Annotated in this window: 15 protein-coding genes; 11 read left to right on the top strand and 4 right to left on the bottom strand. The window is 30.3% G+C overall.

All coding sequences use genetic code 11. The annotated features are described in order from the left end of the window. Nucleotides 1-64 precede the first annotated feature (64 nt). The 3 genes from L1S46_RS23610 to L1S46_RS23600 all read left to right on the top strand — a co-directional run bounded on the left by L1S46_RS23610 (nucleotide 65) and on the right by L1S46_RS23600 (nucleotide 3,577). Nucleotides 65-751 carry an aldehyde dehydrogenase family protein gene (locus L1S46_RS23610; protein WP_343217287.1) on the top strand — a complete coding sequence of 229 codons (687 nt, stop codon included), beginning with the start codon at nucleotides 65-67 and terminating at the stop codon, nucleotides 749-751. A gap of 270 nt (nucleotides 752-1,021) precedes the next feature. Continuing rightward, complete coding sequence (locus L1S46_RS23605; protein WP_238901143.1) at nucleotides 1,022-1,798, top strand: class I SAM-dependent methyltransferase; 777 nt, start codon at nucleotides 1,022-1,024, stop codon at nucleotides 1,796-1,798. Nucleotides 1,799-2,095: 297 nt separating this feature from the next. Then, nucleotides 2,096-3,577: an aldehyde dehydrogenase family protein gene (locus L1S46_RS23600; protein WP_238901141.1), complete on the top strand. Its 1,482-nt coding sequence runs from the start codon at nucleotides 2,096-2,098 to the stop codon at nucleotides 3,575-3,577. A gap of 187 nt (nucleotides 3,578-3,764) precedes the next feature. Here L1S46_RS23600 and L1S46_RS23595 read toward each other — a convergent pair whose 3' ends face one another. Beyond that, on the bottom strand, nucleotides 3,765-5,207 hold the full coding sequence (locus L1S46_RS23595; protein ID WP_077304428.1) for a DUF4317 domain-containing protein: 1,443 nt from the start codon (nucleotides 5,205-5,207) through the stop codon (nucleotides 3,765-3,767). Between the two features lie 453 nt (nucleotides 5,208-5,660). On the opposite strand from L1S46_RS23595, the gene L1S46_RS23590 reads away from it, so the two are divergent. The 5 genes from L1S46_RS23590 (at nucleotide 5,661) to L1S46_RS23570 (ending at nucleotide 11,866) form a co-directional block, all read left to right on the top strand. Beyond that, on the top strand, nucleotides 5,661-6,686 hold the full coding sequence (locus L1S46_RS23590) for a LacI family DNA-binding transcriptional regulator (RefSeq protein ID WP_011968076.1): 1,026 nt from the start codon (nucleotides 5,661-5,663) through the stop codon (nucleotides 6,684-6,686). Between the two features lie 377 nt (nucleotides 6,687-7,063). Next, nucleotides 7,064-8,314: an extracellular solute-binding protein gene (locus L1S46_RS23585; RefSeq protein WP_238901140.1), complete on the top strand. Its 1,251-nt coding sequence runs from the start codon at nucleotides 7,064-7,066 to the stop codon at nucleotides 8,312-8,314. A 173-nt stretch (nucleotides 8,315-8,487) separates the two neighbouring features. After that, nucleotides 8,488-9,351 carry a sugar ABC transporter permease gene (locus L1S46_RS23580; RefSeq protein WP_238901139.1) on the top strand — a complete coding sequence of 288 codons (864 nt, stop codon included), beginning with the start codon at nucleotides 8,488-8,490 and terminating at the stop codon, nucleotides 9,349-9,351. Further along, on the top strand, nucleotides 9,348-10,172 hold the full coding sequence (locus tag L1S46_RS23575) for a carbohydrate ABC transporter permease (RefSeq protein ID WP_238901138.1): 825 nt from the start codon (nucleotides 9,348-9,350) through the stop codon (nucleotides 10,170-10,172). Before L1S46_RS23580 ends, L1S46_RS23575 begins: the two co-directional genes overlap by 4 nt. A 53-nt stretch (nucleotides 10,173-10,225) precedes the next feature. After that, nucleotides 10,226-11,866 (top strand): alpha-glucosidase, encoded by a 1,641-nt coding sequence (locus L1S46_RS23570; RefSeq protein WP_238901137.1) that lies wholly within the window; start codon nucleotides 10,226-10,228, stop codon nucleotides 11,864-11,866. Nucleotides 11,867-12,107: 241 nt separating this feature from the next. On the opposite strand, the gene L1S46_RS23565 is transcribed toward L1S46_RS23570, so the two are convergent. Then, on the bottom strand, nucleotides 12,108-12,941 hold the full coding sequence (locus tag L1S46_RS23565; RefSeq protein WP_275299045.1) for a helix-turn-helix transcriptional regulator: 834 nt from the start codon (nucleotides 12,939-12,941) through the stop codon (nucleotides 12,108-12,110). A gap of 206 nt (nucleotides 12,942-13,147) precedes the next feature. On the opposite strand from L1S46_RS23565, the gene L1S46_RS23560 reads away from it, so the two are divergent. The 3 genes from L1S46_RS23560 (at nucleotide 13,148) to L1S46_RS23550 (ending at nucleotide 16,633) form a co-directional block, all read left to right on the top strand. Then, complete coding sequence (locus L1S46_RS23560; protein WP_171787224.1) at nucleotides 13,148-13,708, top strand: flavodoxin family protein; 561 nt, start codon at nucleotides 13,148-13,150, stop codon at nucleotides 13,706-13,708. A 450-nt stretch (nucleotides 13,709-14,158) separates the two neighbouring features. Continuing rightward, nucleotides 14,159-15,499 carry a hypothetical protein gene (locus tag L1S46_RS23555; protein WP_238901135.1) on the top strand — a complete coding sequence of 447 codons (1,341 nt, stop codon included), beginning with the start codon at nucleotides 14,159-14,161 and terminating at the stop codon, nucleotides 15,497-15,499. 99 nt (nucleotides 15,500-15,598) lie between these two features. After that, complete coding sequence (locus tag L1S46_RS23550; RefSeq protein ID WP_238901134.1) at nucleotides 15,599-16,633, top strand: U32 family peptidase; 1,035 nt, start codon at nucleotides 15,599-15,601, stop codon at nucleotides 16,631-16,633. A 239-nt stretch (nucleotides 16,634-16,872) separates the two neighbouring features. Here the strand turns inward: L1S46_RS23550 and L1S46_RS23545 are convergent, their stop codons facing one another. After that, complete coding sequence (locus L1S46_RS23545; protein ID WP_238901133.1) at nucleotides 16,873-18,090, bottom strand: MFS transporter; 1,218 nt, start codon at nucleotides 18,088-18,090, stop codon at nucleotides 16,873-16,875. 124 nt (nucleotides 18,091-18,214) lie between these two features. After that, nucleotides 18,215-18,850, bottom strand: a complete 636-nt coding sequence (locus L1S46_RS23540) for a flavodoxin family protein (protein ID WP_077853736.1) — start codon at nucleotides 18,848-18,850, stop codon at nucleotides 18,215-18,217. Nucleotides 18,851-18,960 lie beyond the last annotated feature (110 nt).

Below are 18,960 nucleotides of genomic sequence, written 5' to 3'. Positions count from 1 at the left end.
AATTAACTAGTACTAGTTTGTGTAAAAATAGCTATGCTATGCATAAGTGTATTTCTAAGTTTGGATATCTATAATTCTTGATAACGCTGATTTCACAAAAGCTATTCCACGTGCAATTATGAGTTGCTTCGGAAATAATGGACAAATGTGCATTGCTGGAAGCCGACTATTGGTTCCAGAACACCGTCTTAGTGAAGTTAAAGAACTTATTAAAAAAGCTGTTGAAAATACCAAGGTAGGATATCCATGGGAAGAGGATACGTTTATAGGGCCTATGATAAACGAAAATCACTATAATAATGTTCAACGATACATTAAGATTGGTATAGAAGAAGGTGCTGAACTGGTAGTTGGAGGAGAAGGGCATCCAGAGGGATTGGAGAATGGCAATTTTGTAAAGCCAACGGTTTTTGCAAATGTAACTCGAGATATGACTATTGCTAGAGAAGAAATATTCGGCCCAGTTTTATCTATTTTAACTTATAGAACCGAAGAAGAAGCCGTAGAAATTGCAAATGACACAGTATATGGTTTAGGGGCATATATAAGTTCTTCTAACATAGAAAAGGCGAATCAAATTGCTTCTCAAATCGCTGCAGGAACAATTTATATAAATGATGTTATGCTTGAGATGAAAGCACCATTTGGTGGATTTAAACAATCTGGAATTGGTAGAGAATGCGGCATATACGGACTTCAAGAACATCTAGAACCTAAAACCATAATAGTTTCTAATGAGAATATTAAATAAAGAATTCATATGGCATAATTAGTAATTTCACTACTAATTAGATTTCTAATGGTTGTGTGTTTGTAAAAAGAGTGTTTCTATTTCATTATAACCCCACAAGAATCTCGAAATTAGATTCTTGTGGGTTACTTTTATTCATAGATATTTAAAGAATAAATCTATATTTTTAATAGTTGCAATATATAGTATAATAGTTGTTAGAAATCAGGAAAGAAATTAATATTTATATTTAATAATTTCTAATAAATGATAGGTGAGGAACGTAAAGAGATGACAATGGAATTAGAGAAATACTATAATAAATTTTGTGAAGATAAAAGATTAACTAGAAAATATGCACAAGTTGAGTTTTTAACTTCTATGAAATATATTCATGAGTATCTAGAAAAGAATAATGGTTCCAAAATTTTAGATGTTGGTGCTGGAACAGGAAGATACTCTGTGGAGCTAGCAAACGAGGGGTATGATGTTACAGCAATTGAGCTTGTAAAGCATAATCTAGGTATTTTAAAATCAAAAGGAAGTTCAGTAAAAGCATATCAAGGGACAGCATTAGATTTATCAAGATTTGAAGAAAATACATTTGATATAACATTGGTATTTGGACCGATGTATCACTTATATAATTTTCAGGATAAAGTAAAAGCCCTACAAGAGGCGAAGAGAGTAACAAAAATTGGAGGAGTTATATTAGTAGCTTATTGCATGAATGAGTATAGCGTAATAACATATGGTTTTAAGGAAAATAATATTCGTTCATCTATTGAAAATGGAAAGCTTACTGATGATTTTCATGTTATATCTGAACCAAAAGATTTATATGATTATGTAAGGATTGAAGATATCAATAAGTTAAATGAAGAAGTAAGACTAAAAAGGATAAAATTAATTTCAGCAGATGGGCCAGCGAATTACATGAGATCTGTTTTAAATGCTATGGATGAAGAGACATTTAAGCTTTTTATTAACTATCATTTTTCTACATGTGAAAGACCAGAGTTGCTTGGAGCAAGTGCACATACACTAGACATTTTAATAAAGGAATAGGAAAAGAGAGTTAAATTTTAATTATTAATAAGAAATAAATATAGCACCTTTTTCAAATATGAAAGGTATAATATAAAATAAATTCTTAACAAAGTGTTTGTTTTATATTATACTTTTTTGTCTTTAAATAAAAAAATTTTATAATATTATATAGGAACACCATGTGATTTCAATATTTACCAATAATTATATGGATAATTATTATTGTTAAATAATTATTTTATATTGAATACAATTAATTTAGTGCTATAATAAAATTATAAAAGATCGATTATATGAGGAAAAAAGGTGTTTATTATGAATGTTAAATTAGAAAATAGATATAGATTATTTATTAATGGAGAATGGAGAGATGCTTCAGATGGAGCTACAATAAAGACTTATAATCCAGCTAATGGGGAATTTTTAGCTGAGATTGCAGATGCTACAGAAAAAGATGTAGATGATGCTGTTAATTCTGCAAGACAAGCCTTTGCTACATGGGGCAAAACTACTGTTGTAGAAAGAGCAAATATATTAAATAAAATTGCTGATATTATTGAAGAAAACGCAGAATACTTAGCTACAGTAGAAACTTTAGATAATGGAAAACCAATTAGAGAGACAACAGGAGCAGATATTCCATTAGCAGCAGATCACTTTAGATATTTTGCAGGTGTTATTCGTGCTGATGAGGGTTCTGCAACAATGATAGATGAAAATACTTTAAATTTAATATTAAGTGAGCCAATTGGTGTTGTAGGGCAAATAGTTCCTTGGAATTTTCCATTCTTAATGGCGGCTTGGAAGTTAGCTCCAGTGTTAGCAGCTGGGGATGTTTCAGTATTTAAACCATCAAGTACTACTTCATTGAGCGTATTAGAGCTTATGAAACTAATACAAAATATTGTTCCTAGTGGTGTAATTAATGTTATTACAGGAAAAGGATCAAAGAGCGGTGAATATCTGCAAAATCATGAAGGACTTGATAAATTAGCATTTACAGGATCTACAGAAGTTGGAAGACAAATTGGACTTGCTGCGGCTAAACGTATTATTCCTGCAACTTTAGAGCTTGGAGGAAAGTCAGCTAATATTTTCTTTAGTGATGCAAATATGAACATTGCATTAGAAGGTATTCAATTGGGAATTTTATTTAACCAAGGACAAGTTTGTTCTGCAGGTTCTAGAATATTTGTACAAGAAGATTTTTATGATGAATTTATGGAAAAAGCAATTACTGCTTTTGAAAAAGTTAAAGTTGGAAACCCATTAGATCCTAATACTCAAATGGGAGCGCAAGTTAGTGAATCTCAACTTAAAAAAATTCTTAAATATATAGAAATAGGCAAACAAGAAGGAGCAAAAGTAGCGACAGGAGGGGAAAGATTCATCGAGGGTGATGCTAAGAATGGATACTTTATGAAACCTACTTTACTTACAGATGTCACTAATGATATGAGAATAGCTAGAGAAGAAATATTTGGGCCAGTTGGAGTTGTAATTAAATTTAAGACAGAAGAAGAAGTCATTGCTATGGCAAATGATAGTGAATATGGTTTAGGTGGTGGAGTATTTACTACTAACTTAAATCGTGCTATAAGAGTTGCTAAAGAAATAAGGACTGGACGTATATGGGTTAACACTTATAATACTTTCCCAGCAGGTGCAACATTTGGTGGATACAAAGAATCTGGTATAGGCAGGGAAACTCACAAAGTTATATTAGAAGCGTATACTCAAAAGAAAAATATCATAGTTAATTTATCAGAAACTCCTGGTGGAATGTATATAAAGTAATGAATATTGAATCATATTATATGTATTAGAATCAAGCCTCTATATTTTAGGTTTAATCAGGTATATAACTTCCCGAATTTTAAATATAAACTCATTACTGAATTATATATAGATTATAATAGCCATAAAGACCCTTAATCAGGATCTTTATGGCTATTTAAATGAGAAAAGTATTATTTGCAGTAAGTTAAAGCAAAGCATTAACGCCATTTACTTTAGCTTGTTCATCATCATCTATAGGAATTATAATACATTTCTTTCCGTCTATTATTTGTGATTTTATTTGAGATACTTTTTGAGGTTTTACATTAAGTACAATATCATAATTTGGAGCATCGCTAATCTCAGTTTCTATTTCAGTGTTTTCAGTATTATTTGCATCAGATGCTGTTTCTGAATCAAGATTTTCATCTAAATTAGAGTCAGAAGCCACTTCTAAGATGGTATCAGATTCTGTCTTTAAAGCAGAATTAGGCTCTGACTCTAAGATCTTATTCAAAGCTGATTCAGTTTCTGATTCTAAAGCAGCTTCTTTCTCTGAATCTGCTAAAGCATCCAGTTTTGTCTTTTCAAGTCTTTCTTCTAATATGCGTACTTTCTTTTCAAGTTTTTCTTCCTTTTTTCTTTGTTCATTTGCTGCAAGTGCTTTTTTATCAATTAAATTTTCTGCTACAGGCGGAGTATCTCCAAATGCTTCTGTATATGATTTTTCAATCTTTGCAGTGATCTCTTCAGGAACTCCACTTTCGATTAAAATATCTTGAATATTATCATTACTCAAAACTATAGGCTCAGCATTTTTGCCGTTAACAGTAGTATGATCATCTACTATAGTATTGAGAGTTTCTTGAATTTCCATAAATAAATGCTCTGATTTTTCATCATCACTTCCAACAGCTTTACGAATTATATTTTGGAATGTTTCTTTTTGCTCAGTAGCTGTTTGTTTTGAACTACAACCTAAAGCTTCCTCCATAAATTCGGGATGAGGATCTTTTGCATCTTTTGTGTAATACATAATAGAATGAATATCAGTACTACGATCTATAAATGCTGGAAATACAAATCCAAGGTCTGGTGGACCAACTACCCAATCTCTAATACGAGCTCCAATTCGATTTTCATCTTCAAGATATCCAAGAGCTGGTTTTGAAAGTGATACTGGACAGATTGCACATAATATATATTCATATACCTCTTCAGATTCATCTAATTTTGAGTTATCCGTAGTTTTTGTCATAACATCATAGGCATCGTGAAAAACGAGTATTAGAAAGTTACCAGTATATTCATAACTATTTATAATCATTTTATAAAAGCTATCGAGCATAGAATCATCTTTTAATTTACTTTTTTTTAGCTCCATTAAGGAAAGCTGTCTGCCACCTATGCCTTCTTCATCAAGAGGAAAGTTAAGTTCAAGAATGTTATTTCCAACTGTTCCAGATAGTGTTTTCTTGGCGATTTCTAAATATTTAAAGAATTCTTCCTCTCTTAGATTTAAAAAAGTTTCTTTAAATTTTAATACAATATCTTTTTGACCATCTACATAACAACCACACATTTTAGTAAATGTACAGTCATCTTTTTTTAAACGTCTTTTTAATTCTAATATATCTTTTTTGTTCATAAATCTCCCTCTCATTTCGCCGAGTTTTTATTAGATACATGAAATAACATGTCCAAATTTGCCGTGAATATTTTATACTTGGCCTCTAAAACATTCTCTTAAGAAACGCGTAATTTCTTATAGATGTTGTATTTTAAGAGTCTGGACCCTATATATAAAATAGACTTGCTATTGACTGCTATTTTGAATGCGCTTTAGCACATGCCAAAAATACTTCACATAATATAGTATAGTGTTGAATGGATAGCTCTGCAAGATATTAAGTGAAGTTTACAGCCATATTTTGTAAGAAGATTTAAGCGTTCATATTTGAGTAAACGTATAATATAAACATAGCTAATTTTATATAGAAATTAAAAATATAAAAAAATATTATACGAAGATATAGACAATTAAATCCAATTATGATAAGATTTAATTACTTAAACGTTTACTGAAAAAGAGGAATATGTTATGAATAGTAATATTAAAAGACCCACAATTAAAGATGTCGCTAAGAAATCCAATGTTTCTGTTGCCACAGTTTCTAGGATAATAAATAATCTAGATGGTTATTCAGAAGAGACTAGAAAAAAAGTAATTGAAGCTATGGATGAACTTGGTTATCAAAGAAATGCAATTGCGAGAAATCTCAAGGTTAAAGAAACACGAACTATTGGAGTGTTACGTCCTAAGATAAGCACTACATATTATGTAGAAATTTTAAATGGAATAGAAGATTTTGCGCAACGCAATAATTACAGCGTTATAATCTGTAATGGTGGAGATAAGTGGGAGCGAATGTCAGAATATCTTCAGGTATTATCTGAAAGACAGGTAGATGGATTAATTGTTTGCAGCATACCTCCAGATGATACTTTATGCAAAAGAATAATAGACTCACATATTCCAACAGTTCTTGTTTCAGGATTATCGTACAAGTATTCATTACCTTATGTTAAGGTTGATGATTATCAAGCTGCTTATTCAGCAACATCATATTTAATTGAAAATGGCCATAAAGAGATAGCAATTATATCTGGACCGACTGAAGACCCTATAGCAGGAGTGCCACGTTTAAATGGATTTTTGCAAGCATTAAGAGATAATAACATATCCATAAAGAAAAATCTTATTAAAGAAAAAGGGTTTGGATTTATAGATGGTGTTGAAGGAATGAATGAACTTCTAGAGACAGGTGAGAAATTTACAGCTGTTTTTGCGGCATCTGATGATTGTGCTGTTGGAGCATTATCAGTAGCACATAAGAATGGTTTAAAAGTACCAGATGATCTATCTATAGTAGGTTATGATAACACAAATATAGCTGAGATGTCATATCCACCTTTAACAACAGTAGCGCAACCTTTATATGATATGGGGAAAAAGTCTGTTGAAATGTTAATAAAAAGAATATCATACAACGAAAAAGTTGAAAGCATAATAATGCCATTTGAAATTATAGAAAGAGAGACAGTTAAAAAAATTAAAGATATATAGACTGCACTAATAAATCTACATTTAAAGATATAAGATATTAAATACTCAGTTATGATTTAAATGTAGAAAGTTAATAGTAATATATAAATTATTATAGGAATATAAGATATTCAATGATTATTTATAAAATGATATGAAGCTATATTACAAGTTTCTATATACAATTCTAAGTTTAAAACTTTGTAATATAATTTCATATAAGATTTGAGAAAAATATTACGTAAATTTTTATAGTTTACGTAAACGATTAAGTATTAACAAACAAAAAAAGATATTAAAATGTACTTCTTAAGGCTGATGTGCCTAAAATAGTATAGTTAATATAATATTAAATCTACGTAATCGTATACTGAAATTACAAAGTAGGGGGAAGAGAAATGAATAAAAAATTAAAATTACTAATGTCAATTACTATTAGTGCAGTAATTGGAACTTCATTATTAGCAGGATGTGGTTCTAAGGGAGGTAGCACAGAAAATGGAAAAGTAAAATTGGAGTTATTTTCAACTAAGGCAGAAAATAAAACAATATTACAATCATTAGCAAATGAATTTCAAGAAAAGAATCCTGATATTGAAATTTCAATTAATTCACCTGCAAATGCTGGTACTGTTTTAAAAACAAGACTTGCTAAAAATGATATGCCTGATTTGGTAGCTTTAGGTGCTGATGTAAACTATGGTGCACTAGTAGATGCAAATGCTCTTGTTGATCTTACTAATGATGGCATTATTGAAAACATACAAAAACCATATTTAGATATGCTTCATGGCATAGCAAGTAATGATAACGGAAAGATATATGGAGTTCCATATGCTACTAATGCCGATGGCGTTTTATACAATAAAGATATGTTTTCAAAGCTAGGATTGCAAATTCCTAAAACTTGGGATGAATTTATGGCTGTATCGAAAAAAATTAAAGATGCAGGTCAATTACCACTTTATTTGACACTTAAAGATGCATGGACTGGAATGTGTTTCTGGAATGTTATAGCTAGTGACTTGGAGCCTAGTAATTTCTTAGCTGATAAAAAAGCAGGAAAAACAACTTTTGAAGCTACACATGGAGAAATAGTGGACAAGATGGAGACTATAGGAACTCTTGGGCAAGAAGATATTTTAGGAGTATCATACAATGATGGTAATGCAGCCTTTGCACAAGGTAAATCAGCAATGTATTTACAAGGTAACTGGGCTATTAGTGAAATAAAAAAAGCAAATCCTAATATAAATATAGGCATGTTCCCATTACCTGCAAGTAATGATTCATCTAAAAATAATATAGTATCTGGTATAGATGTGTTATTTGGAATAACAAGTAAGTCAAAACATTCTGATGAAGCAAAAAAATTCATAGAATTTATGACTGAAAAGGAGAATGCTCAAAAATATATAAAAGATCAATTTGCATTTTCTGCAGTTAAAGATGTGACACAAGATGATCAAAGTGTAACAGATGTACAAGAAAGCTTTAAAAATGGAAAAATTGGTGTTTTCCCTGATCACTACTATCCAAGCTCATTTGATGCAGCAAGTTTAGTTCAAGGGTTCTATAGTAAAAAAGATAAGGCAGAATTCTTAAAACAACTTGATACTGAATACGATAAAGCCAATAGCAAACAATAAATAGAGAAAATAAAAGGTATGAGGATGTCCTAAAAGATAGTTGAGGATGCGATATTTACTGATAAGCATGAAAAATAATGTCTCTATGAAAATAGACTGATTTTAGGACAACCTATGCTATATGCTAATAATATTTATTTGTCAAATGAAAAAATAATAGGGGGCTGAAGGTTTTGAAGAAGAAAAAAGCTTTTTATATTATGACTATACCAGCAGTTTTGTTATTCTTTATATTTCATACATCATCTCTTTTAGAAGGTGTATTTTATAGTTTTACCAATTCAAAAGGATATGGTGATTGGAGTTTTGTTGGATTAAAAAACTATATTGCAGTATTTCAAGATAGTAATGTTATGCATGCGTACATTTTTACTTTCAAATTTGCAATTATAACTACAATTATAGTAAACATATTAAGTCTTTTAATTGCTGTAGGTTTAAACTCAAAAATCAAATTTCAAAATACTTTAAAGTCAATATATTTTATTCCTAACATATTAGGAACTTTAATAGTAGCATTTATATTCAATTTTGTATTTGCTCATGTTGTACCAAACATTGGAGAGACTATGAATATTTCTATGCTTAGTAAAAACATCTTAGGTGATGAAAAGCTTGCATGGCTTGGAATAGTGTTCGTAGCAGCATGGCAATCTATAGCCTTTAATACGATCATATATTTATCTGGACTTCAGACAATTGATACTGATGTTTACGAAGCGTGTGATATTGATGGTGCTGGTTCATGGCAAAGATTCAAAAGCATAACATTTCCATTAATAGCACCATTTTTCACAATTAACATGGTTTTATGTATGAAAGGATTTTTAATGGTATTTGATCAGGTTGTAGCTATGACAGGAGGAGGACCTGGAACTGTTACTCAATCAATATCTTATGTAATTTATAACGGAGGATTTAACCAAGGAAGTTTTGCATATCAATCCGCAAATGCTGTTATTTACTTCATCGTAATTGTAGCAATATCATTATTTCAGCTTAGAGTGCTTGAAAAGAGGGAGGAAAAAGTACTATGAGGAGAAACAAAACCAATTGGATAGTAACTACGCTTATGATAGCAGGAGCTTTGGTGGCTATAATATTTCCATTGTATCTAACAATATTAATAGCTGTAAAATCTCCACAAGATATGGTACCAAGTGCTTTATCATTTCCAAAGTCATTGCGTTTTGAAAATTTTACTGAAGCCATTGAAATGACAAATTTCTTTGATGCTCTAAAAAACAGTTTAACAATAACAGTTTCGGTATTAATTCTTACAATACTTTCAAATTCTTTGGTTTCATATGCCATATCTAGAAATAGAAAGAAAAAGTTTTTTAATGCATTGTACTATTACTTTTTGAGTGCTATGTTTGTACCATTTCCAATAATTATGCTACCTCTTGTAAAGCAAGTAAATATGTTAAACATGGATAATATAATTGGAATAATATGTTTATACGTTGTATTTGGGCTACCTTTTAATATATTTTTATATTCAGGTTATATTAAATCAATTCCAGTTTCACTTGAAGAAGCAGCAACAATAGATGGTGCTTCTACATTTCAAGTATTTTGGAGAATAATTTTCCCTTTACTAAAGCCTATTAATGCTACGGTTGCAATTACTACTTGTTTGTGGACATGGAATGATTTCATGTTGCCACTTATCATCTTAGGTAAGCCAGAGATGGCTACATTGCCTTTAGTTCAATACGTATTCCAGTCTCAATTTACTACAAATTATAATCTGGCTTTTGCGTCATACTTGTTAGCATTATTACCAATGTTTATAGTATACATCTTTGCGCAAAAGTGGATAAGAAATGGTATTGTTACTGGAGCTGTTAAATAATAAAAATGCATCTAAACGAAATAAAATAAGTAATATTAAAAGGAGAATAAGTTATGGATAAAAAATGGTGGAAAGAAAGTGTAGTTTATCAGGTATATCCTAGGAGTTTTAATGATTCTAATGGAGATGGAATTGGAGATTTAAGAGGAATTATAGAGAAGTTAGATTACTTGAAAGAATTGGGGATAGACGTAATATGGTTATCTCCAGTATATAAATCACCAAACGATGATAATGGATATGATATAAGCGATTATGAAGATATAATGGATGAATTCGGAACAATGGAAGATATGGATGATCTTATTAAGGAAGGAAATAAAAGAGGAATAAAAATTCTTATGGATTTAGTTGTAAACCATACTTCCGACGAACATAAATGGTTCATTGAAGCTAAGAAATCAAAAGATAATCCTTATAGAGATTATTATATATGGAGAGATCCAGTAAATAGGGAAGAACCAAATGATTTAAGATCAACATTTAGCGGTAGTGCATGGCAATATGATGAAACTACAGGGCAGTATTACTTACATTTATTTAGTAAAAAACAGCCAGATTTGAACTGGGAAAATGAAGATGTGCGCAATAGAATTTATAAAATGATGAAGTTCTGGATTGATAAAGGTATTGGCGGATTTAGAATGGATGTAATTGAACTTATAGGAAAAATTCCAGATAAAAAAGTTACGCATAATGGTCCAAAACTCCATGAATATATTAGAGAAATGAATAAGAAGACATTCGGCGGCAAAGATTTACTAACAGTTGGAGAGACTTGGGGATGCACTACAGAAATAGCTAAGAAATATTCAAATCCAGATGATAGTGAACTTAGCATGATATTTCAATTCGAGCATATTTTATTAGATCAACAACCAGGTAAGGAAAAATGGGATTTAAAGCCGTTAGAATTATTAGATTTAAAGAAGGCGTTATCTAGATGGCAAGTAGAGCTAGAAGGCACAGGCTGGAATAGTTTATTCTGGAATAATCATGACGTACCAAGAATAGTTTCAAGGTGGGGGAATGACAAAGAATATAGGGTAGAAAGTGCGAAAATGCTTGCTACATTATTACATGGAATGAAGGGGACTCCATATATATATCAAGGTGAAGAGCTTGGTATGACAAATGTAAGATTTGAATCATTAGAGGATTACAAGGATATAGAAACTTTGAACATGTATAATGAAAGAAAAAAACAAGGTTATACTCATGAGGAGATAATGCTATCTATATATACAAAAGGCAGAGATAATGCCCGTACTCCAATGCAATGGGATGATAGTCAAAATGCAGGGTTTACAAGTGGACAGCCTTGGTTAAAAGTAAATCCTAATTACAAAGAAATAAATGCTGAGTCTCAATTAAAAGATGAAAACTCTATATTCAATTATTATAAAAAACTAATAAAAATAAGAAAATCCAATCCAGTAGTTGTATACGGAAAATATGAATTGATGTTAGAAGAAAACAAAGAAATATTTGCATATACAAGAACTTTAGAAAATGAAATGTTACTAGTTATATGTAACTTTACAGGAAATGAGACAGAGTTTGTACTTGAAAGAAAATTTGAATTTAAATCTAAAGAACTTTTAATTTCAAATTATAATGTTAATGAAAATGATTCGATTGAGAGTATAGAACTTAAGCCATATGAAGCTAGAATTTATAAGTTTATATTATAGAAATACTTTTATATAGTGGATAAAGTACTATCTTTCTTTAGCTTATCTGGAACCATATTATATTTATGTAATAGAAAGCCCATTGATTTCAGTGGGCTTTCGTGTTGATTAAAGGTAAATTTGCACAGAAAATTGAGTTGAAATATCAAGATGAATATAGAAGTGTCTGAAAGAGTCTAAGTAGAAAATATGCATTTAGTATTCCTTACTAATCTAACTTCAAGAGTACACTACGTCTGGTTTAACCCAGTAGAAATTGTTTTATCTTTTTTTCAGTATCTGATCCGGGCAATGCTGTAAGAATTGTCATCTTTAAATTTCTATCTGATAAAACCATATAGCTGGTATACTCAAAGTTCAATTCACCTAAAATCGGATGAGTAATGCTTTTTAATATTTCCTCTTCCATTTCAACATTATGCATTGTCCACCATGAATTGAATTCTTTGCTTTCGCTTTTAAGTTCTTCTACAAGCTCCTTGATATAGGGATCTTCAACAAGTTTGCCATAAGCTATTCTAAATCTGGCAAGCATACTTTGTGCTGTTGATTCCCAATCAATAATTGTTTTTTTATATTCTTCATTAGTAAACATAATTCTTAACATGTTGCGTTTAGAAGTATCAAGTTTATTATAATCATAAAGAAGTTTTTCAGAAGCTCTATTCCATGCAATAACATTGTATCGTTGATCAAGTATAGTTGCTGGAGAAAACTCTATGTTATCTAACACATGCTTAAGCATTGGATTAACAGTATTATCATAGGTAGCTATTTCAGTTGGAGGTGTTAGTCTCGCAAGATTGTAAAGATGCATAGTTTCCTTTTTATCCAGCATCAAAGTTCTGGCTAAACTTTCGATGACTTGTGAAGATATGGTTATGGGACGTCCTTGTTCAAGCCATGTATACCAAGTTAGCCCAACGCCTGAAAGAAAAGAAACTTCTTCTCGTCTAAGCCCAATTGTTCTTCTCCTGGTACCTTCAGGCAAACCAACCTGTGATGGTAAAATCTTTGCTCGTCGTGTTCTCAAAAAATCTCCTAGTTCTTTATATCTCTGTTTTGGATTATCCATAAACCTTTGCCTTCCTTTATCGTGGTAGTGATATTACTAGTATAAAATAATATCTATCATTATGATAAACCAATTGTTAGTATTAATACAAGGCAATGTATTAAGCTGCAGATAAAACACAAAATCCTAAATGGCCGTAATTTTTGTGATGTGAAAAGAAATTAAAATAATTTTGAATCAATGAAAGATTGGAGAGGTTTATGTCTATGAAAAAAATCATAATATTAAATGGAAGTCCGCACAAAACTGGAAATACAATGGCGCTAGTTAATGAGGTATCCAAATCAATGGATAATAAAGAAACTCAAATAAAAACTTATAACCTAAATACAATGAAAATAAGTTGCTGTCAGGGATGTAATGCCTGTAAAAAAACAGGTAAATGTGCCATTAAAGATGATATGCAATTAATATATCAAGATATTGATGATGCTGATGGTATTATCTTTGCTACACCTATATATATTTATCAGATGTCTGCACAGTTGAAAACTGTTGTTGATAGACTTGTTGCTTATATGAAAGAAGATTATTCGAGCTATCTTTCTCCAAATAAAAAGGTCTTATTTGTATCTACATTTGGGGGAGGCGATATAGTACAATACACGAGCTATTTTGATTTAACTGGTAAAAGCCTTAAAGTTTTAGGTTTTGGAGAATACAAGACACTGATTACTGGAGGTTTACGTGAAATAAACGAGTTATTAGAACGTTCAGAAGTTCTGTCAGAGGCAAAAGAGATGGGAGAATGGTTATTGAATTGTTAAAATGAATATTAAATGAATTTCATGATTATGAAAGTTAATCGAATCAAGAAGAAATGCTAAGAACTTAGATATTAATAATCTAAAACAAAGATCACTCACCACAATTTTGCGGTGAGTGATTTTTTTACATGCAGAAGAACTTTTGGAAAAAGACAAAGTTTTTTAGAAGAATATCCTTAAATTTTAAAGCTTTGAGACTATATCTATTCTAGTTTCTTGTATATAAAATTATTGTATCCGTACTTAATTGTGTGGTTTTATATACGTTCATTTTGATAACCATAATATCTCATGGCTATTGCTGCTAGTACAAGTCAAGTATAATTTATAATGTAGAAACTTAATTGCAAAATATATATAGTTAAATTGATGAATTAAGTGGGATCAGATAAAATAAGGTATATGAAGTGTTTTTAAAGATATATATGAAAAAGTTTAGGAGGTATAATTTTGGAAAAAGAAGAAGTTGAATTATTGCCAGCAGGACTCATAACATGTTTATTAGATGATAAAGAAGTACGTATAATAAAAATATCTCCTGAAAAATTGACAGTGCGTGTGGCTGACGAAATAGAAAAGATAAGCAGTATAAAAGTTGCATTTCATAAGTTTGATGAAAACAGATATGAAGAAGTTATAATACAAGATTATAATATAGTGGAAAAAGGAAAAGAAGATTTTAGTTTAATATATATTTTCAGCATTGAATCACAAAAATACTCACATAATGTAAGAAGTGCTTTTAAAAAGTATTCAAAGTATATTATGTTAAAAGCTTTTGGTGATGGCAATGAATTTTCAAAGGAAATGGTTAATTATCCGGCAAAGCTAGATGAGGAGTTTCATAAGGATTATTTAGAACAGAAAGAAGAGTGGCTGTTAGGCGTAAATTATGGGCATTGGGATGAAGATATTATTGATTCAGTGGAGATAGCTATTTCTTTAGATAATGATATATTATATAAAAAGTTTATGGATAATGATATCCAAACATTTAAGATGGATTACTTAAATGAAAATTTTATAGGGGGGCATGAGTTATTTAAGAAAGATATTAACAGGATTTATATTGGAAATGAATTTTGTCATAACTTATTTCCAAAAATAAAATTGTTAAAAGGCATGATGCAGAAAGCCAAAGAAGAGAGCCTGGAGATAACATTATGTTTTACATATATGAGAGAGTGTTATATAGAAAAAACAAAAGATATAATAGAGGCAGTATATAATTGGTGTAATGAAAATAATACTAAGATAGAAATTGTTGTAAATGATTTTGGGATGCTAAAATTGCTTAAAGATAAGATAGATATTTTCAAGCTGTCACTAGGCGTTTTATTAAATAAGAGAAAAAAAGATCCAAGATATATTTACAAGAAAGGGTACTTAGAAAATAAAGAGCTTATAGCAACAAACAGTCTTAATAGTTCAATTTTTACAAAGTTTTTGAGAGAATGTAAAATAGAACGATATGAATATGAAAATTGTGGTTATAAAATTTCTATTGCAGATGGGCACCATAGTATGCATATTCCTTTCTATCAAACAAATACATCTCAATATTGTCCACTATATGCAATGTGTACAACTATGGATAGAGGAAATCAGAAACTTGTTACTGACTGCCCAAAGTATTGTAGCGATTATGTATTTTCTTATCCAAAGCACTTAAAAATGGTTGGAAGATATAATTCGCTATTCACTTTTGATGATACTTTGCTTAAAAATTCAAAAGAATTAGAGTATTACATAAATAGCGGAATTGATAGAATTGTTTTAAATTTTCTATAGATATCGAAATATGAGCTTATACTTATGTAGAGTTTAACGGTGATATGTAACTATTTCACATACGCACATATAGGTTTATCTATTAAGGAGGAAAACATAATGAAGATAGTAGCAGGAATGGGATGTATTGATGATTATATAAAATTAGTAAGGGCTGGAGCAGATGAAGTGTTTTGTGGATATGTTCCTTATGAATGGAATAAAAAATATGGTAGTTTATTTCCTTTAAATAGGAGAGAAGTACTTTATTATAACATTCAAATAAGTTCACTTGAGGACATGAAAATACTAAAGAAAATGGTTGATTTTTATAAAGTACCAGTAAATATAACTTTTAATTATTTATACTATCTTGAAGAACAATATGAAATGATAGCTAACATAATAAAAGATTTGATAAATATTGGCTTTAATGATTTTATTGTAGCAGATATTGCGCTTATATTATATTTAAAGGAAAGGAATATAAAGTGCTCAATACATTTAAGTGGAGAATGCGCTGAGCTAAACCGGCTTTCTATGGGGTTTTTCAATAAACTAAATATATCACGATACATATTTCATAGGAAAAATACAATCGAAGATATGAAATCATGTATAAGAAGCAACGAAGTAGAAAATCTTGAATATGAAGCATTTATTTTAAATGAAAGATGCCATTATACTGGTGCTTTTTGCAGCTCCCTACATTGTGATGAAATGATACATTTGTGTAAAGTTCCATATGAACTATTAAGAATAGATAAAAATGAGAGTAGTTTTTGCGAAGTTGATAAGAGAATTGAGTCTTATTACAAAGACATAGATGACAAGGATAAGGAAGAACTTTATATAGAAAATCAATCTGATCCAGAAAATGAATATGGAAGTGAAAGCGAAGAGGGAATGGAAGTTTCATATTTCATTGGAGAAACTGGATGTGGATTATGTTCTCTAAAAAAGTTAAAGAAAGCTGGCATTACTCATTTAAAGGTAGTAGGAAGAGGAAATTCTATTGAGAATATGGAAAAAGATATAAAAAGTCTAAAAAAGGCCATAGTTATATTAGATAATACTGAAATAAGTGAAACTTATGAAGAATATATAAAAAATAAGTTACTTGATGGCAAATGCAGCGGACAATGTTATTATTAAAAAGTAGGACTCACCATATAAAGGTAAGTCATTTTATAAGTTATCACATAATATTAATATATATATTCGATAAATAATTCTTCATCCTAATTCTAAAAGCATTGCAAGAATTTTATCTGTAATTGTGAATTGATAAATATGCATTGTGAACTGCAACATATATATTAATGCAGGATTATTTCTCAGGTGAATAAAAGGAAAATTCTAATCAATAAAATTTAAATATGCAAAATAGAACTTTATGCTTTTTTGCTAATATTGTGTATAATAAGCGCAAGGATTTGAGTTATTATACCAAAAGTACATACCCCATACCATCCAAAGTGAGAATAGCTATAGGAACCTAAAAACGATCCAAACGCCCCACCAAGAAAAAAGCTAACCATATAAATAGTATTAAGTCTATTACGTGTTTCTTCATTTAAAGAATGTACTCTTGCCTGATTAGATACATTACAAGATTGTACTCCTAAATCTAGAAGAATTACTCCTAAAACTAATCCCCAAATTTTGAATCCGAATAGGAAAAATAATAAATAGGAAACTATAACCACGACTATACATATGCCTATAGCAAATCTTGAACCTCTTTTATCAGCTACTTTTCCAACCAGTGGAGCGGCAAGAGCACCGCTAACACCTACTAACCCAAGTAAGCCAGCTGCTTCAGCTCCCATATTGTAATGAGAACTTTCAAGTAAAAATATAAGGGAGGTCCAAAAGGCACTGAAAGCTGAAAACATTAATGCACCATTAAGAGAGGATTCTCTTAAGGTCGGTTCTGTTTTTATTAAGTGTATCATCGATTTTAATAACTCAGAATATTTAATGTCGGAAATAGGGTTGCATAATGGTATTAATTTTCTAAGAATAAGCATGAGAGCAAACATCATAATTGCTGCAATAAGATAAACTATTCTCCAGCCAAGGTAGCTTCCTAATATGCCACTAACTGTACGAGAAAGTAATATTCCAATTAATAAACCGCTCATTATTGTGCCAATAGTTTGTCCTCTTTGTTGCGGATTTGAGAGCTGTGCTGCCAAAGGAATAATAAGTTGAGGGATTATAGAAGTAAACCCAACGGCAAAAGAAGAGATCGTAAGAATATATATATTTGAAGAGAAAAACATACTCATAAGTGAAATTACTGAGAATAAAAGCATTATTACTATTAAGTTTCTCTTTTCTTTTATATCTCCTAAAGGCAATATAAATATCATTCCGATTGCATAACCTATTTGTGTGAGCGTAGCTGCAAAACCTATACTTAATTGGTCAACATGAAAAGTTTTTGCTATGTCTCCTAAAAGCGGTTGAATGTAATATAGATTTGCTACTGTAAGTCCACAAGCTATTGACATAACTAAGATTAGTAATTTAGTTAATATAGGTCTAGTATTGGTATTATCTATTGATGAATTTGTTTTTAATACAGCATTAGTTGATTGATACATTTATAAATCACTTCCTTAAAATTATATAATACATATAATTGAGCAAAGGTCTAATTTACAAGTAATAAAAATTTCTTATAAATATCAATGCTACAATTATATGAGGGGTAGATTCGATAAAAGTTTATCGAATAAAATTAGTAAAAATCTTTTCTTCTCTTTCAGGAGTTTTTATAATTCCTTGACCATTTTCGATAAGCTTCATAAGCCAGGCCATGTTCTTGCCTAGGATTCTCATAATTTGTTGTCCTTCTTCATCTTGCATTACTTCACCTGGGGCTCTTCCGTTAATTACATTCCAATAGTTTGAAGTAGGAATAATCATTTCAGAATGATTAATATAATTGTTCAATTGATCGAAGGTTGGAATTCCACCTGCACGTCTTACTGCGACTACTGCAATGCCTACTTTAAGTCTTAACATACTATCAGTAGCTTCGGCTACACGAAAAGCCCTATCTAAAAATGATTTCATTGTTCCGGCAATTGCTGAATAGTGTACTGGTGACCCTAAGATTATGCCATCAGCATCTTTCATTTTTTCAATCCACTCGTTAACTGGATCGGTAGCAATGGCACATTTACCATTTTTATTTTTTGTGCAATATCCGCAAGCAATGCAACCTCTTATAGACTTGTTCCCCACATGAATTATTTCTGTTTCTATTCCTTCCTTTTCTAGTTCATCAGTAACTAATTTTATTCCATGATAAGTATTACCTTCTTTATTTGGACTTCCGTTAAATGCTACAACTTTCATTTATTTTTCCTCCTCATAATACATATAATTTGATGAAATTTATAAAATCTATTACTTATTTGTTTTTAATTGAATATTAATAAATATTATTCCCGCCATATATCTTAAAA

Source organism: Clostridium sp. YIM B02500 (genome assembly GCF_022324665.1).
GTDB lineage: Bacteria > Bacillota > Clostridia > Clostridiales > Clostridiaceae > Clostridium > Clostridium beijerinckii.
Note: the sequence above shows the minus strand (reverse complement) of the source record. Positions and strands in the feature narration are given on the sequence as shown.

Coding starts and splice junctions, on each gene's coding strand:
- L1S46_RS23605 (WP_238901143.1), top strand. CDS start 1,022: ATGACAATGGAATTAGAGAAATACTATAATAAATTTTGTGAAGATAAA.
- L1S46_RS23600 (WP_238901141.1), top strand. CDS start 2,096: ATGAATGTTAAATTAGAAAATAGATATAGATTATTTATTAATGGAGAA.
- L1S46_RS23595 (WP_077304428.1), bottom strand. CDS start 5,207: ATGAACAAAAAAGATATATTAGAATTAAAAAGACGTTTAAAAAAAGAT.
- L1S46_RS23590 (WP_011968076.1), top strand. CDS start 5,661: ATGAATAGTAATATTAAAAGACCCACAATTAAAGATGTCGCTAAGAAA.
- L1S46_RS23585 (WP_238901140.1), top strand. CDS start 7,064: ATGAATAAAAAATTAAAATTACTAATGTCAATTACTATTAGTGCAGTA.
- L1S46_RS23575 (WP_238901138.1), top strand. CDS start 9,348: ATGAGGAGAAACAAAACCAATTGGATAGTAACTACGCTTATGATAGCA.
- L1S46_RS23570 (WP_238901137.1), top strand. CDS start 10,226: ATGGATAAAAAATGGTGGAAAGAAAGTGTAGTTTATCAGGTATATCCT.
- L1S46_RS23565 (WP_275299045.1), bottom strand. CDS start 12,941: ATGGATAATCCAAAACAGAGATATAAAGAACTAGGAGATTTTTTGAGA.
- L1S46_RS23560 (WP_171787224.1), top strand. CDS start 13,148: ATGAAAAAAATCATAATATTAAATGGAAGTCCGCACAAAACTGGAAAT.
- L1S46_RS23550 (WP_238901134.1), top strand. CDS start 15,599: ATGAAGATAGTAGCAGGAATGGGATGTATTGATGATTATATAAAATTA.
- L1S46_RS23545 (WP_238901133.1), bottom strand. CDS start 18,090: ATGTATCAATCAACTAATGCTGTATTAAAAACAAATTCATCAATAGAT.
- L1S46_RS23540 (WP_077853736.1), bottom strand. CDS start 18,850: ATGAAAGTTGTAGCATTTAACGGAAGTCCAAATAAAGAAGGTAATACT.